The organism is Rhabdothermincola salaria (assembly GCF_021246445.1).
Classification (GTDB): domain Bacteria; phylum Actinomycetota; class Acidimicrobiia; order Acidimicrobiales; family Acidimicrobilacustridaceae; genus Rhabdothermincola_A; species Rhabdothermincola_A salaria.
Map to the genome: position 1 here is coordinate 143,310 of NZ_JAJQXW010000005.1, position 14,912 is coordinate 158,221.

The window sequence follows — 14,912 nt, forward strand, 5'->3', positions numbered from 1 at the left end:
GGCGGCGGGATTCACCCATAGGCTGACCGGCGATGCGCGTCCCCACCGACATGCCGAAAAGGCGCCGCCGTGGCTCAGGCCGCGGCCGCGTCGTCTTCATCGCCATCGTCCTCGTCCTGTTCGTCCTCGTGATCTCGTTGCGAGGCGTTGCTGGGTTCTGGACGGACTACCTGTGGTTCGAGTCGCTCGACCTGACCTCGGTCTTCACGGGGATCCTCGGGGCCAAGATCGCGCTCGGTGTCATCTTCACCGGCGCCTTCTTCGTGTTGTGCTTCGTGAGCCTCACGGTGGCCGACAAGGTGGCACCGGACTTCCGGCCCCAGGGGCCCGAGGACGAGATGCTGCACCGCTACCACTCGGTGGTGGGCCGCAAGGCGTGGCTGGTGCGCGCCGGCATCTCACTGCTGTTCGGCCTGGTCGCCGGGGTGGGCGTGTCGGGCCAGTGGCAGCAGTGGCTGCTGTTCCGCAACGGTGGCGACTTCGGTGTCCGCGACGCCACGTTCGACACCGACGTCGGCTTCTACGTGTTCAAGCTGCCCTTCTACACGACGGTGGTCGACTGGCTGTTCGCCTCGGGCGTCGTCATCCTCATCATCACCCTGGTGGCCCACTACCTCAACGGCGGGATCCGCCTGCAGGCTCCGGTGCAGCGGGTGACTCCGGCGGTGAAGGGCCACATCTCGGTGATCCTGGCCCTGTTGGCGCTGGTCAAGGCGGTCGACTACTGGCTCGAGCGCTACACGCTGACGAACTCCACGGGCGGCACCGTCGACGGGGCCACCTACACCGAGGTGCAGGCCCAGCTCCCGGCGATCTACCTGCTGTTGTTCATCGCCCTGCTCTCCACCGGGCTGTTCATCTACAACATCTGGCGGCGGGGTTGGGTGCTCCCCGTCATCGCCGTGGGGTTGTGGGGCCTGGTGGCGGTCGTGGCCGGCACCGCCTACCCGGCGTTCATCCAGCGCTTCGTGGTGGAGCCCGAGGAGTCCGAGCGCGAGTCCGCTTACATCGAGCAGAACATCGCTGCCACCCGCCAGGCCTTCGGCCTCGACGGGGTCAACACCGAACCGTTCGACTACACCGAGGACCTCGGGGCCGCCACCGAGGCGGTCAACGAGAACCCCGGCACCATCCGCAACATCCGCCTGCTCGACCCGGGCATCGTGCTGCCCACCTTCGTGCGGTTGCAGAGCCAGTTCGCGGCCTACACCTTCCAGGACCTCGACGTCGACCGCTATCCCATCGAGACGGCCGACGGCAGCTTCGCCGAGACCCAGGTCGTCATCGGCGCTCGCGACCTCAACGTCGACAACATCCCCCAGCAGTCGTGGGAGGGCCGTCACCTCATCTACACCAGCGGCTTCGGCGTGACCATGGCGCCGGCCAACGCCACCACCCCCGAAGGCCGTCCGTCGTTCGTGCTCGAGAACGTGCCGGTGGAGGTGAACCCGCCGGGCGCCATCAACGTGCCGCTCGACCAGCCGCAGATGTTCTACGGCCAGAACCTGCCCGGCTACGCCATCACCAACACCACGCGTGAGGGTCCGCCCGAGCTCGAGGAGGAGATCGGCGAGGAGGCGGTCCCCCAGGACGAGGACGCCGGCGGCGGGGTCGAGCTCAGCTCCTGGTTCCGCAAGGCCGCGTTCGCGGCCCGCTTCGGCGACTGGAACCTGATGATCTCCAACTTCGTCACCGAGGAGTCGCGCATCGTCTTCCAGCGCGACGTCGCCGAGCGGGTGCGCACCCTGGCGCCGTTCCTCGAGTTCGACGGCGACCCCTACCCGGTGATCCACGACGGACGGGTGGTGTACCTGTTCGACGCCTTCACCACCACCGACCGCTACCCCAACTCCCAGCGGGCCGAGGTGGGCACCCTGGTGGCCGACTCCACCCTTTCGGGCACGCGCTTCAACTACGTGCGCAACTCCGTCAAGGGCGTCGTCGACACCTACGACGGCTCGGTCACGTTCTACGTGATCGACCCCGACGACCCTCTCGCGGCCGCCTATCAGCAGGCCTTCCCCGACCTGTTCGCCGACGGCGACGAGTTCCCCCAGGGTCTGCGCGCCCACTGGCGCTACCCGGAGGACATCTACAAGGTCCAGACCAACATGTGGGCCCGCTACCACATCACCGATCCGGACGAGTTCTACGAGCGCACCACCGCCTGGTCGGTGGCCCCCGACCCCGGGGTGAGCCCAGGTGGCCCGGCGTCGCAGCCCGCCACCCAGCTGGTGCCCGGCCAGGGCCTGGTGCGCGCCGCCGAGGCCCGCATCGACCCCTACTACATGCTGTTGAAGCTGCCCGGCGAGGACGACGAGAGCTTCGTGTCGTTGCGCCCCTACGTGCCGTTCTCCGAGGACGACACCCGGCGCACCCTCACCGCGTTCATGGTCGCCCACAGCGACCCTGATCGCTACGGCGAGATGCAGGTGTACGAGATGCCCTCGGGCACCAACATCGACGGCCCGTCCATCGTCAACGCCAACATCCTCGCCGACGGCGAAGTCTCCGAACGGATCTCGTTGCTCAACCAACAGGGCTCGCGGGTGCTGTTGGGCAACATGTTGTTGATCCCGCTCGACGACTCGATCCTCTACGTCCGCCCGATGTACGTCGAAGCCGACAACACCACTGCGGTGCCCGAGCTGCGCAACGTCATCGCCGTGTTCGGCCAGCGGGTGGTGATGTCCGACACGCTCGACGAGGCGTTGCGCGAACTGTTCCCCGGCGCCAGCCCGGAGACCTTCGAGGACACGGGGGACCCACCCGGCTCCGACGAGGAGCCGGCGGAGCCCGCCCCCGAGGAACCCGACGATCCGGACACGCCGCCGACGACGGAGCCGCCGTCCACCGGCGACGAGACGGTCGACCAGTTGCTGGCCGATGCCGCCACCCTGCTGGTCGAGGCCGAGGCCGATCTGCGGGCCACCGGCGACCTGGGGGCCTACCAGGAAGCGGTGCAAGCGGCCTCGGAGCTGCTGGCGCAGGCCCAGCAGCTGCTGTCGGCCGACGCGCTGCCACCCCCGGAGCCGGTGACCACCACCACCAGACCACCCACCCCGACCTGACGCCGGCCGCGCTGGTGCGCGGCGCCAGGTGGTCGGGATCGGCGCGAGCAGTGGCTTCCCGGTCGCGCCCTGGTGGAGGGGCTAACCTCTCGACGTCCCACGGGTGCCCGTGGGCGGGAACGACACATGGAGCACGTGCGAATGAACAAGACCCTGGGACGACTGGGTGTCGCCGCGGCGGCCACGGCCATGGTGGTGGGCCTCTCGGGGCTGCCCGCCGGGGCCGGCGACATCTCGGGCAACATCATGGTGACCGGTGAGGCCACCTGCGACACGGCCACCGGCACGTGGGACATCGAGTGGACCGTGTCGAACGACGAGCGGATTCCCCAGCTGACGTCCACGCCGTCCGGCATCGACTTCCCCTTCCTCACCGCCACCATCGACGACGCGGTGATGTCCGGCGCCGCCACCGGCACGGTCGCCGACCTGATCGGCGACTCGGTCGGCCCGCAGGAGTCCACCAGCGCCACGGTCACCGGCATCGCCAACGCCACCGGCGACGTGATGCTCACGGTCGACTACAGCTGGGGCGAGGGCGAGCAGACCTACTCCGGCGTCGCCGTCGGCGATGTCACCCTCGACGGCTCCTGCACGCCGCCGCCCACCACGTCGGCGCCGAGCACGACCGTGGAGCCGACCACCACGACGGCGGTGGCGGCCGATGCGGTGGCGGCCCGCCCGACCTTCACCGGCTGATCGGTCGCGGTCGCTGTCGGTGCGAGAGAGGGGCCCTGCGGGGCTCCTCTCTCGCGTCCGGCACCGCGCCGCTGGTCGTCTCGGGGCCTGCGGCGACCCTCGACACGGGTGAGGTGGGCGCGTTAGCGTCCGGGCGTGCTTCCCGACGGGGGGAGGGCAGACGAATCAGGAGAGTTGGCCCATGAAGTTGTCCTCACGAGTCGGCGTGGCCGGCGCGGCCGTTGCCATGGTGGCCGGGCTCACCGCGCTGCCGGCCTCTGCGGGAATCCCGCAGGTCGACGTCACGGTCACGGGTGAGGCCACCTGCAACCTGGCCACCGGCCACGAGACGTGGACGCTCGCGTGGACGGTGTCGAACACGACGCCCGTGCTGGAGCCGTTTGCGCTCAACAGCCCAGCCGGCGGCATCGGCACGGCGATCGACATCACCTCGGCCGACCAGTCCGGCGCCTGGACCGGTTCCGTCGACACCCTCGTGGGCGAGACGGTCCTCCCCGGCGACTCGGTCATGGGCACCGACGGGCCGGTCCCCAACACCACCGGCACGGTGACGCTCACCGTTGGCTACGACTTCTACAACGGCGATGCCAGCGGTGAGGCCGTGGGGACCATCGAGCTCGACGGGTCGTGCGAGGCCGAGCCCACCACCACCACGACGACCGTGGAGTCGACCACCACCACGGCGGTGGCGGCCGATGCGGTGGCCGCCCGCCCCACCTTCACCGGCTGATCGACGGTCGAGACCGGTTCGTGGAGAGGGGCCCTGCGGGGCCCCTCTCTCGCGTCCGGGCCTTCAGGCCCTGGCCGGTGCGGGCGGTGCGCCCGGCAGGAACGGGTTGATGTCGCCGGCCAGCCAGCCGCCGTCGACGACGAACTCACCGCCCGTGCAGTAGCTGGCCTCGTCGGAGGCGAGGAACAGCACCATGGCTGCGATCTCCTCGGGCATGGCCGAGCGTTGCAGGGCGAGCTGGGAGTGGGCGGCGTCGAGCATCTTCTTGCTGATGTCGCCATTCATGGGGGTGAAGACGCCGCCGGGGTGCACGGAGTTGACCCGGATGCGGTGTTGGCCGAGCTCGAGGGCGGCGGTCTTGGTCATCGAGCGGATGGCGCCCTTGGAGCTGGAGTAGGCGACGAGGGAGTTCTTGGAGCCGATGCCGTCGATCGACGAGATGTTGACGATGGAGCCCCCGCCGGACCGGGTCATGGGCTCGATGGCCGAGCGCATCCCCAGGAAGGTGCCGACCTGGTTGACCATGATGACCTGGAGGTACTCCTCCAGGGTGGTGTCGGCGATGCTCGTGAAGCGCAGGATGGCGGCGTTGTTGACCAGCACCGACAGCGGGCCGACCTCCTCGGTGGCGGCGATCGCCGCGGCCCAGTCGTCCTCCTGGGACACGTCGAGGTGCACGTAGCGGGCCCGCTCGCCGATGTCGGCGGCCACGGCCTCGCCCTCGGCGTCGAGCACGTCGGCGAGCACCACCTGGGCGCCCTCGGCCGCGAAGAGGCGGGCCTCGGCCTCGCCCTGCCCCCGGGCGGCGCCGGTGATGAGCGCCACCTTGCCGTCGAGTCGGCCGGGTCGGTGGGTGGGGGAGTCGGTGCTGGTCATGGGGTCCTCTCGGGAGGGTCGTGGTGAGCGCGGGTGCCGGGCTCGCTCGCGCTAGGCGTCGAGCTCGGACCAGGTCCGCTCGGGGTAGAGCGAGACGGCGGGCTCGTGGAGCCACTCGTCGCGCAGGGCGCGGCGGGTGAGGTAGGTGATGACGGCGTCGTCGTCGAACGTGCCGGTGCGGATGAGGTCGTCGAGGGCCTGCAGCCCCTCGGCTTTGGTGGCGGGCCGGGCGCCGAGGAGCGGCGCCATCTCGTCGCACTCGACGGCGTCGATGATCGCCCCGTAGCGGCGGCGCCGGTCCATGAGGCGGATGAGGCGGGTGGCGTCGGTGGCGCGTGACGCAGCGAAGGCGTCGGTGAGCTTGGGGGCCACGTCGCGCTCGATGGAGTACACGGCGGCGGCGGCGACGATGTCCTTGGCGCCCTCGGCGGCGGGCATCTCCGGCACCTCGACGGCGACGCCCGCCGCCTCGGCGAGCGCCTGGCAGGTGGCCCGATCGCCCAGGTAGCGGTAGCAGAGGTACCAGGCCAGCGACTCCCGAGGGTGGGCATTCTCGGTGACCGCGTGGATCGGGATCATGCCGCGCACGTTCTGTTGCACCCGGTAGTACTGGGCCGCGAAGCGGGTGTAGGGGATGCCGGACTCCTGCTCGTAGAGGTGGAAGAGCCCGTCCAGCCCGCCGGAGGGGTTCCAGAACTCGCGCACGCAGATGTTGCCGATGTCCTCGAGGGGGTCGCCGTAGTGGGCCCACTCGAGGTCGATGATGGCGCTCACCCGGTCGCCGTCGAACATGAAGTTCACCGGGCCGGTGTCGCCCTGCACCAGCGAGAGGCGGTGCAGCTCGGTGGGGGCGTTCCGTCGCAGCCAGCTCACCCCGTAGGTGATGAGCGGCTCGGTGTAGTGCTCGAGGAAGCCCTGCCACTGCTCGAGGGCCAGGTCCACGTCGTTGAGGGCGGCCTCGGCGGGGGTGGTGGGCAGGTAGGGCATGGCATCGGCCAGGCCGAGCTCGTCGAGGTCGAGGGTGTGCATGCGGGCGATGACCCGGATGAAGTCCTCCATGACCGCTCGTTGCTGGACGGGGTCGTCGAGGGCGTCGATGTCGGAGCGGCCCCGGACCCGTTCGAACAGGGTGCAGCGCAGTTCGTCGTTGCGGCCGTACACGGCCGGCACCGGGATGTCGGTGTCAGCCAGGGCCTGGATGACCTTGGTCTCTCGCACGAGCGACGTGGAGGAGTTGGCCGGCACCTCGTGGCGGTCGAGGCGCAGGAACCCCTCGAGCACCGAGCCGTCGGGCCGGGTCACGTCGACCACCCACGCCTCGCGCCGGGCCACGTGGCGTTCGAGACGGGTGATCTCCCCGCCGCCTGTCTGCGCGATCCACTCGAACATCCCGTCCGGCAGATCGTGATCTGGTGCCATTGGTCCTCCCCCGGGCGGCGATCGTAGTCAGCGCCCGGGTGGTGGGAGCGCTCGGGGTGGGATTCCGGAGACGTCGGCGCCCGGGGGAGGGGCCGCGCCGACGGGACGGCACCGGCTCACGGTGGTTCCCCGGGACGTGCCCGGTGTTCAGCACGGCTCAGGGAACCGCAGCACGAGCTTGCCCACCGCCTCGCCGGCGTCCACCGTCTCGAGCGCGTCGGGCAGATCGTCGAAGGCCACCGCGGTGGTGGCGTCGCGGAGGCGGCCATCGGCGCGGAGAGCAAGGAGCGCCTCGTGGTCGGCCTCGTTCTCGGCCCGGGGGAGCCCGCCGGCGAACACGCCGACGAGCGAGACGTTGCGACGAACCAGCTCGGCGGTGTCGGGCCGCACCCAGGCGCCGCTGGCGAAGCCGACGGCGAGGAGCCGGCCTCCAGGGGCGAGGCCGCGCACGGTGGCGTCGGCCGCGGGCCCGCCGACCGGGTCGTAGACCACGTCGACGCCGGCGCCACCGGTGGTGTCGAGCGCCGCGGCGGGCACGTCGTGGGTGGTGCGGTCGATGACGGTGTGGGCGCCCAGACGGCGACAGAGTTCGGCCTTCTCCGGGCCGGAGACCACCGCGAGCACCTCGGCGCCGAGCGCCCGGCCCAGAGAGACGGCGGCGGCGCCGGACCCGCCGGCGGCACCGAGCACGAGCAGCCGCTCGCCAGGCTCGAGGTGGCCGCGACGGACGAGGCCGATCCAGGCGGTGGAGTAGCCGATGCGGAAGGCGGCGGCTTCCGCGTCGCCCATGTCGTCGGGCACCCGGTAGGCGGTGTCGGCCCGGGCGATGGTGGCTTCGGCGAAGCCGCCTCGACCGTCGTAGAAGTTGGTGACCACCATCAGGCGACTGCCGACCAGGGCGGGATCGACCCCCTCGCCCACCGCGTCGACCGTGCCGCAGACCTCCTGGCCGGCGACGAAGGGCAGCTCGGGTCGGAAGGCGTAGGTGCCGTGGCACAGGAAGGCGTCGGGCCGTCCGATGGCCGCGGCGTGCACCCGCAGGCGGAGCTCACCGGCCCCGGGAGTGGGCTCGTCGACGTCGGTGAGACGGAGGGCCTCACGAGGGGCGGCGTTGCGGTGGACCTGCCAGGCACGCATGCGGACGGACGCTACCGGGGTCGCCGGTCGTGAGGTCGGGTGACGGCTGGGTCGGCGCTGTCGGGTTGGCGATCGTTCGGCGTCCCCGGTAGATTCATCCGCACGCCGCGGGGTGGAGCAGTCTGGTAGCTCGTCGGGCTCATAACCCGAAGGTCGCAGGTTCAAATCCTGCCCCCGCCACCAACGAAACAGCAGGTCAGGGCCCATCCGAGAGGATGGGCCCTCGCCGTTTCCGGACCGACTTCTAACGGATCTTCTAACGGGTTGCGGCTCTCAACGGGTTCCCTGCAGCCAGGACACGAACCCAAGGCCCGTGCCCGTGTCCGTCGATCGGGGGTCAGGATCCGTCCAACGCCCTCCGCGGTCGATCAAACTCGCATCGGCGATGATCGAGCCGATGGCGGAAGGCGACTGGCGTGCGCATCAGCAGGCTGACGGTTTGCAATCACTTGGCGGTACCTGAGATTGACATCGAGGTGCGAGAGCACCTCGTGCTCGTAGGTCCCAACGAGTCTGGCAAGACCTCATTGTTGAGGCTTCTGGATGGGATGCTGTGCGGGTCCCTTGGCAGGCTCTACGGCCTCATTGACGTCGGGGACCTACGAGACCCGAGCCGACCGATGACCTGCGAGATTGAGTTCAGGGACTTCACTGAGGACGAGAAGGCATCCTTGCCGGAGCAGATCGAGGTGCTCCCCGACAGCGCTCAGAGATTGCGCCTACTGCTGCGTGCAACTCCGGATCCCGCTGGTGACGAAGTCGCCCTGGAAAGGGTGTTCATCAAGCCGGGTCTTGCGATTGCCGCTACTGCAGCGCACCTCGAATGCGTCGGTTGGACGCTCCTGCCTGCTGGAAGATCCCCCGATCGGGAGCTGGGGGCAGGGCGACGTAGCGCCATTGGTGGACTTCTCGGCTCCGTGGACCTCGGAGCTTCGCTCTCAGAGATCGTGTCGGCGGTCGAGAACCTCCACGGCGTGGTCCATGACGCGCCTGCCTTGGTGAAACTCAGGGAGAGCCTGGCTTCCGCGCTCGGTGAACTGCTTCCGAGGGGTGTTGAGGCCGACGATCTCGTGCTCGAGCTTCCTCGCGCCGATGCCCACGCCCCACTCGCCGATGTCGACGTGAAGCTGAAGCACGGGACAGCGCCTCGTCCGCTCCGAGACCAATCGGACGGTGTCCGTGCCATGTCGACTGTCGCCATTCAACTTCTCGCAAGGGGTGGGGCCCGGATCATCGCTGTGGACGAACCTGAGATTCATCTTCATCCACGCGCTCAGGCGCGAACAGGGTCGATGCTCCGCGACAAGGCCGGGCAGGCGGTCATTGCTACCCACGCTCCTGCTGTACTCACGCAGTTCTCCCCCATGCACGCTGTCGCGTTCGTTGGTGGCGCATGCCGGCAGCTCTCCGTCGAGCCGTTCCACGACGAACCGAAGGCGGCAGACCAGTGGTGGACGACGCCGACGCTTGAGCCGCTCACCAGCCGGTGTGTGGTGCTCGTTGAAGGAGTCGCCGACCGAGTGATGGTCGAGGCATGCGCTATTGCACTTGGGTTCGACTTCGATCGACTCGGCATTGTCGTTGCGGCCGTAAACGGCGCTGGCGGGTTCAAGATGGCCCTCCGGTTGTTCGGAGCCCAGGGCTTTGGCGTTCCGCTCGTCGGCCTGGTGGACCTGAGTGAAGCCGATGATGTGGCCAAGTACCTGGGAATCAATCGCTCGGAGGTGCCTGGAGCGGGATTCCTGATCTGCGACCCGGACCTCGAGATGGAGTGCGTCCGGGGGTTGGGAGCGGAAGCCCACGCCAGACGCCTGATCGCGACGGGATTCTTCAAGGAGTCGGCTATCTGCGCTGGCAACAGCGTGGCTGGTCTTGCCTCCCTCCAGAACGAGCCCTACGCCGCCTGGTGTCGCACTCGCAAGACCGAGGTCGCAGCGGCGCTAGCGTCCGAACTGACCAAGTCCGATGCATCGAGCCTTGAGGTCCTCGCCGCTGTCGTGGCCGATGCTGTGGCCAGGGTTTGATGGCGACGGTCGTGGATCCACCGTGGTACGAGACTCACGAACTCAGCTCGGCGTTGGTTCTCGCGCCTCCAGGATGCGGCAAGACCGAGAGCCTCGCTCGATGGGTCGAGTCGCTTGTCGACCGCGGCCTGGTCAATTCGCCTAAGCGCATCCTCGGCCTCACGTTCTCGAACAAGGCCAAGGCGAATCTTCGAGCTCGCTTGAAAGCCCACCTCGGTACCAGGTGGTACCGCCATGCCCTCGTAACCAACTTCCACGGGCTGGCATACCGGGTCTATCAGCACCATGCGGGCGCAATCGGGCGTGTGCCGCTAGAGATAGCGCCTCAACGAGGGTGGCTCAAGGGCTTCACCAACGGGATCGTCAAGTCCACCGGATGTGACTCGGCTGAGCTCGCCTGTGTGCTTCGCTCCGCCAAGTGCGGACCGTTCGATGACGAGCAGGTGTTGGCGCGGCTCGAGGCCGCCGGGCTGCACGCTGCGATGGAGTACGAAGCGGCGCTTCGGGCGCAGAACAGGGTGGACTTCGACGATGTGATTCGCTTGGGCCACCTGACGCTGGCCCACCCCGGGGTCCAGGACCTATATCAGTCGAGCTTCACAGCGGTCATCGTTGACGAGGTGCAGGACCTTTCTCTTGGCCAACTGGAACTGGCCCGCCGCATCGGTGGAGGGCGATCAGTGTACGCAGGCGACCTTGCGCAAGGGATCTACGGATTCGCAGGAGCGGAGCCAATTGCCGTCCTTGAGAGCATCCGGGTCGAGGTGGACGCTGAGTATCGACTTGAGTCTTCCTATCGCTCATCGCCTGCAGTCCTGCGGGCCGTCAGCTCGGTGTCGAGGGAACTTGGAGGAGCAACCGTTCTCTCCGCCATCCCCGATGAGTGGAGCGATCGAGGGACCTTCAGGATTCTCCGCACGCGGCACGTGCTCGCCGAGGCTGAGGTTGTCTCGGAGCTGGTTGCCGGCTGGGTTAGGGCGTTCCCGGCTGACTCTGTAGCGGTCATCGCTCGCACGGCGTCGCGGCGGCGTGCCCTCGACCGGGCGATCGACGAGTCGGGTATCGCTGCGGAGATCTGGGACTTTCCTGCGCATCGCCCCCTCATTGCTGAGCTCTTGGCCCGTCACCTCGAGCTCGCCCTGCTCGTTGGGGATCCGCCCTTGGCATTGCAGGAGCTCTACAGCCGGTGCCTGGTGGACCTCGACGAACAGGACCTCGACGCCCTCGACGAGCTACAGGAGGCTCTGGAGGCCATCGAAGAGCTGGTGGGGGAGGGGTACTCCCTGGCGGATGTGGTTTCGGGCATCCGGGTGTCCTCGGACCCCGATGCTCCGGTCGGCCCGGGTCTGCACCTCTTGAACGGGCATCTCGGCAAAGGTCAGCAGTTCGACCGGGTGGTGGTCCTGGGCTTGGAGGAGGCGATCCTCCCTCACTATGCGGCGATGCTCGCTGAGCGATCTGGGGATCGTTCCCAGATCACCGAGGAACTCGCGGTCCTCCACGTGATGTTGTCGAGAGCTCGAGAGGATCTCGTCGTGACCGTTGCGGACGTCGTTCCGAAATGGAATGGGCAGGACATGGATCGGACACCAAGTCGCTTCTTGACGTTGTTGACGGCCGAGGCCGACGAGGTGCTTGATCGGCGTTAGGTCGCTTTCTCGCTGAACATTGCCTCGCCGAATACCCGAGCGGCCTCGGCCTGCATGCCTGGGAGGACGTGCTGGTAGACGGTCATGGTGAAGGCGGGGCTGCTGTGGCCGAGGCGTTCGCTGACGACCTTCACCGGGACGCCGGCCTTGAGCAGGATCGTTGCGTGGGTGTGGCGCAGGTCGTGGAGGCGGATCCTCGGCAGTGACGACTTGGCCAGGTGACGCTCGAAGCACTGGCTGACGTAGTCGGGGTGGATCGGCTCGCCGTCGGGGCGGGCGAACACGAAGCCGTCCTCGCTCCACCGTCGGCCGGTCAGCTGGTGCTCGGCGATCTGCGTCTTCCGCCACGCTCGTAGAACGTCGACTGTCCGAGCGTCGAGGTCGACCATGCGGCGGCCGGTCTCGGTCTTCACGTCGCCGAGGCGCTTCTCGTAGGCGACGTTGGTGACGGCCTGGTGGACCGAGAGGCGGGCGGCGTCGAGGTCGACGTCGCTCCACTGGAGCCCCAGTACCTCGCCACGGCGCATCCCGGTGTGGGCGGCGAGGTGGAACGCGGTGCCGAGCGGGTGGTCCTCGATCTCGGCGAGGAACTGGCGGAGCTGGGCGGCGTCCCACACCGTCATCGCCGAACGTCGACGCACCCGCGGCGGGTCGGCGAGGCCGGCCACGTTGCGCTGGACGGTGCCCTTGCGGCAGGCGTCGGCGAGCGCCTTGTGCAGCATGCCGTGGATGTTCCGCACGGTCTTGGGGGAGAGCCCTCCACCACCGCCGTTGAGCCGGCCCTCGGTGAGCAAGTCGGCGTAGAAGCCCTCGAGGTCCTCGGGGGTGAGGCGCTGCAGCGGGATCATCCCGATGCGGGGGAGCACGTGGGAGTTGATCGTCTGGCGGTACGAGGCGTAGGTGCTGTGGCCGACCTGGGTCTTGCGGACAGGGAGCCACCGCTCGACGAGGTAGTCACCGAGGGTGATCCGCTCGGGGGAGCGGTAGTCGCCGTCGTGCATCCGCTTCACGAGCTCGGTGAGCACCCGCTCGGCTTCTCGGCGGGTGGCGCCGCCCTGGTACCAGCGGCGGCGTTCTTTGCCGGTGGCCGGGTCGGTGCCCTCGTAGACGACGGCGTAGTAGCGGTTGCCCTTCTTGGCGACGTGGCCTCTCACGGCTCCTCCTGGCGTGCAGCCACGACCGGTCCGCTCGTCAGGGGACGACGGTCGAGGCGCCGACGTCGTCGAGGGCGTGCCTGGGCGAGGTCGGATCGGGTTGGAGGAGCACGTCGCACCGCAACCGGCCCGTGCTCGAGGCCGTCCACTTCGGCGGTGAGCCGATTGTGGCCCGGCATCTCGAGACGGTCCAGCGGCCACGGAGGCGGGGGAGTGGCCCACAGTCTCCGAAGGACGCGACGCCAGCGGCCGTGGGGAGTGGGATCAGGAGGGGAGGGCCGTCGAGCGCGTCGACGCCCGCCGTCACGGTCACCAGGAGGCCACCCGTGGAGACGCCCCAGCTGCTGCCGGACTTCCTCACCGTCGAAGAGGCCGCCCGGGTGCTGCGGATCGGCCGCACCGCGGCCTACGGGCTGACCCGGCAGTGGCGGGCAACCGCGGGCGCCGAGGGTCTCCCAGTCGTGCGCTTCGGTCGTCAGCTCCGCGTGCCACGGGCGGCGCTCGAGACCTACGCCGGTGGTCCGCTCACGGCGCCGCCGACCGGGCGCGTTGCGAACAAGGTCCATACCTCCAAGACCCACCCCGTGAAGGCCGTCGCGTCGCGCCGCTTGTCGAATCCCTCGATCAGCTGCGAGCAGCCTTCGCTGTTCGACGAAGCCTGAGCGCCGACGGAACTGCCGCTCGGGCCTGAGCTCGGGGCACATGCGCGTCTGACGTCGTAGATCGTCGCGGTCGTGATCGGGGCCGAGCCGCGCCGTGACCTCGTCGCGCCCCTGCCCGTCTTGAGACCCTTCACGGCCGTCGGCGGGACGCGGAGCGCCGGTGCGCTCTCGGCCCGCGAGACCTGTTTCGACGCGGCATCACCATGTCACCTACACAGATCATCACCGTCGGTGTGCACATGACTTTCGTCGCGTCCGCTTAGGCTGCCGTCCGTGTCGGAGGAGAGCGCGGAGGGCGATGGTTCTGCCCGTCGAGGGCGGCCCCGGAAGTGGGCGTCCGAGGCGGAACGTAAGCGTGCCTACCGGGCCCGTAAGGCCGACGAGCTGGCCGAGCCCGAGCGGCTTCGTGCTGAGCTTCGCGATGCCCGCTCCGAGGTCCGGCGCCTCGAGAAGGAGTGCGCACGGCGGGAGAGGCTCGTCGGCATGGCGGAGCGCCGGTTGGCGAAGGAGACCCGGGAGCGGAAGGAGCTGGAGGCGAAGATCGTCCAGCAGGACAACGTCGTCGCCTTCTGGGAGAACCGGGCCCGGATCGCCGAGCGACGGCTCTGGGATCTCCACCACCCCGGGGACTCATCCGAGTAGGCGCAGGTCAGCCGGCCGTCGGGACCGATACCGGGACCACTTCCGGGACCGAGATCTGGCCCAGGGGCGCAACGCAACGGTTGCCCGACCGGCGAAATCCGTCTGGAATCGTCTCGGCTAGGTTCGCAAGGGGAGGCGGGGACGGCCCGCATCTGGAAGGCATGGCCACCGTCAGGCGCTCGTGGTGGCGAGCTCGTACCGAAGGAGCTGTGTGGGGTTTCGAGAGGTCCCGGCTGCTGACCCAGACGATGTCATCCGTGGAACTGACCGGCGGCTCGTCGACTTCTGGAGGTGGGGCTACTCGGACCTCGTCTCCAACGACGTTCGCAGCGTCTTCGCCGAGTACCTCGTCGCCACCGCCCTCGGGGTGACCGATTCGACCCGGGTCTCGTGGGCGAAGTTCGACCTCACCTACCAAGGTCGTGGCATCGAGGTGAAGGCCACAGGTGACCACCAGTCGTGGGGGGCCAGCGTGGGGCGTCCGAGACGGGTCTGGGGAATCGGGCCGACCCGTGGCTGGGATCCTGCGACCAACAGCTATGCCGATGAGGCTCGGAGATCAGCGTGCGCGTACGTGTTTGCCCACTGGCGCGGGGCCGATGATGCACCCCTCGGTCCGCTCGACGTCGGATCGTGGGTGTTCTACGTGGTGGCGACATCTGTCCTGGATGGGCGCTTTCGGGAGGCGAAGACTCTGTCGCTGAGTTCGGTCCAACGCCTCGTCGGAGAGGGACTCGCCGTGGCGTGCGGTCACGAGGATCTGCGAGAAGCCGTCGACGGGGTGCTCGGCCCCGGCTAGCAGTCCCGATAGCCGCTGGTCGAGAGCCGGTGCCCTCGAGTCTTGCGTCG

Annotated in this window: 12 protein-coding genes and 1 tRNA gene; 9 read left to right on the forward strand and 4 right to left on the reverse strand. The window is 68.9% G+C overall.

Annotation, left to right across the window (positions count from 1 at the left end):
* Positions 1 to 32 precede the first annotated feature (32 nt).
* From LUW87_RS17335 to LUW87_RS17345, 3 genes are all read left to right on the forward strand, one after another.
* Positions 33 to 3,071: a UPF0182 family membrane protein gene (locus LUW87_RS17335; RefSeq protein WP_232672457.1), complete on the forward strand. Its 3,039-nt coding sequence runs from the start codon at positions 33 to 35 to the stop codon at positions 3,069 to 3,071.
* A gap of 126 nt (positions 3,072 to 3,197) precedes the next feature.
* Entirely contained in the window at positions 3,198 to 3,770 is a 573-nt protein-coding gene (locus LUW87_RS17340) for a hypothetical protein (protein ID WP_232672458.1), read from the forward strand.
* Positions 3,771 to 3,951: 181 nt separating this feature from the next.
* Positions 3,952 to 4,500, forward strand: a complete 549-nt coding sequence (locus tag LUW87_RS17345; protein ID WP_232672459.1) for a hypothetical protein — start codon at positions 3,952 to 3,954, stop codon at positions 4,498 to 4,500.
* 63 nt (positions 4,501 to 4,563) lie between these two features.
* Here the strand turns inward: LUW87_RS17345 and LUW87_RS17350 are convergent, their stop codons facing one another.
* The 3 genes from LUW87_RS17350 to LUW87_RS17360 form a co-directional block, all read right to left on the reverse strand.
* The gene (locus LUW87_RS17350; RefSeq protein ID WP_232672460.1) at positions 4,564 to 5,376 is read right to left on the reverse strand and encodes a glucose 1-dehydrogenase; all 813 of its coding nucleotides are present in this window, start codon (positions 5,374 to 5,376) and stop codon (positions 4,564 to 4,566) included.
* Positions 5,377 to 5,427: 51 nt separating this feature from the next.
* Positions 5,428 to 6,765, reverse strand: coding sequence for a phosphotransferase family protein (locus LUW87_RS17355; protein WP_232672461.1), 1,338 nt, complete (start codon positions 6,763 to 6,765; stop codon positions 5,428 to 5,430).
* A 177-nt stretch (positions 6,766 to 6,942) separates the two neighbouring features.
* Positions 6,943 to 7,932, reverse strand: a complete 990-nt coding sequence (locus tag LUW87_RS17360; RefSeq protein ID WP_232672462.1) for an NADPH:quinone oxidoreductase family protein — start codon at positions 7,930 to 7,932, stop codon at positions 6,943 to 6,945.
* Positions 7,933 to 8,038: 106 nt separating this feature from the next.
* Here LUW87_RS17360 and LUW87_RS17365 point away from each other — a divergent pair.
* The 3 genes from LUW87_RS17365 to LUW87_RS17375 all read left to right on the forward strand — a co-directional run bounded on the left by LUW87_RS17365 (position 8,039) and on the right by LUW87_RS17375 (position 11,605).
* Positions 8,039 to 8,115 (forward strand) — tRNA-Met (locus LUW87_RS17365).
* Between the two features lie 233 nt (positions 8,116 to 8,348).
* A complete protein-coding gene (locus LUW87_RS17370) occupies positions 8,349 to 9,956 on the forward strand; it encodes an ATP-dependent nuclease (protein WP_232672463.1) in 1,608 nt (535 codons plus the stop codon).
* Complete coding sequence (locus tag LUW87_RS17375; RefSeq protein WP_232672464.1) at positions 9,956 to 11,605, forward strand: UvrD-helicase domain-containing protein; 1,650 nt, start codon at positions 9,956 to 9,958, stop codon at positions 11,603 to 11,605. Before LUW87_RS17370 ends, LUW87_RS17375 begins: the two co-directional genes overlap by 1 nt.
* Here the strand turns inward: LUW87_RS17375 and LUW87_RS17380 are convergent.
* Positions 11,602 to 12,759 carry a site-specific integrase gene (locus LUW87_RS17380; RefSeq protein ID WP_232672465.1) on the reverse strand — a complete coding sequence of 386 codons (1,158 nt, stop codon included), beginning with the start codon at positions 12,757 to 12,759 and terminating at the stop codon, positions 11,602 to 11,604. The two genes, LUW87_RS17375 and LUW87_RS17380, sit on opposite strands and share 4 nt — an antisense overlap.
* 326 nt (positions 12,760 to 13,085) lie before the next feature.
* On the opposite strand from LUW87_RS17380, the gene LUW87_RS17385 reads away from it, so the two are divergent.
* The 3 genes from LUW87_RS17385 to LUW87_RS17395 all read left to right on the forward strand — a co-directional run bounded on the left by LUW87_RS17385 (position 13,086) and on the right by LUW87_RS17395 (position 14,862).
* Positions 13,086 to 13,421 carry a helix-turn-helix domain-containing protein gene (locus LUW87_RS17385; protein ID WP_232672466.1) on the forward strand — a complete coding sequence of 112 codons (336 nt, stop codon included), beginning with the start codon at positions 13,086 to 13,088 and terminating at the stop codon, positions 13,419 to 13,421.
* Between the two features lie 273 nt (positions 13,422 to 13,694).
* Positions 13,695 to 14,063 (forward strand): hypothetical protein, encoded by a 369-nt coding sequence (locus LUW87_RS17390; RefSeq protein ID WP_232672467.1) that lies wholly within the window; start codon positions 13,695 to 13,697, stop codon positions 14,061 to 14,063.
* Positions 14,064 to 14,274: 211 nt separating this feature from the next.
* On the forward strand, positions 14,275 to 14,862 hold the full coding sequence (locus LUW87_RS17395) for a hypothetical protein (RefSeq protein WP_232672468.1): 588 nt from the start codon (positions 14,275 to 14,277) through the stop codon (positions 14,860 to 14,862).
* Positions 14,863 to 14,912 lie beyond the last annotated feature (50 nt).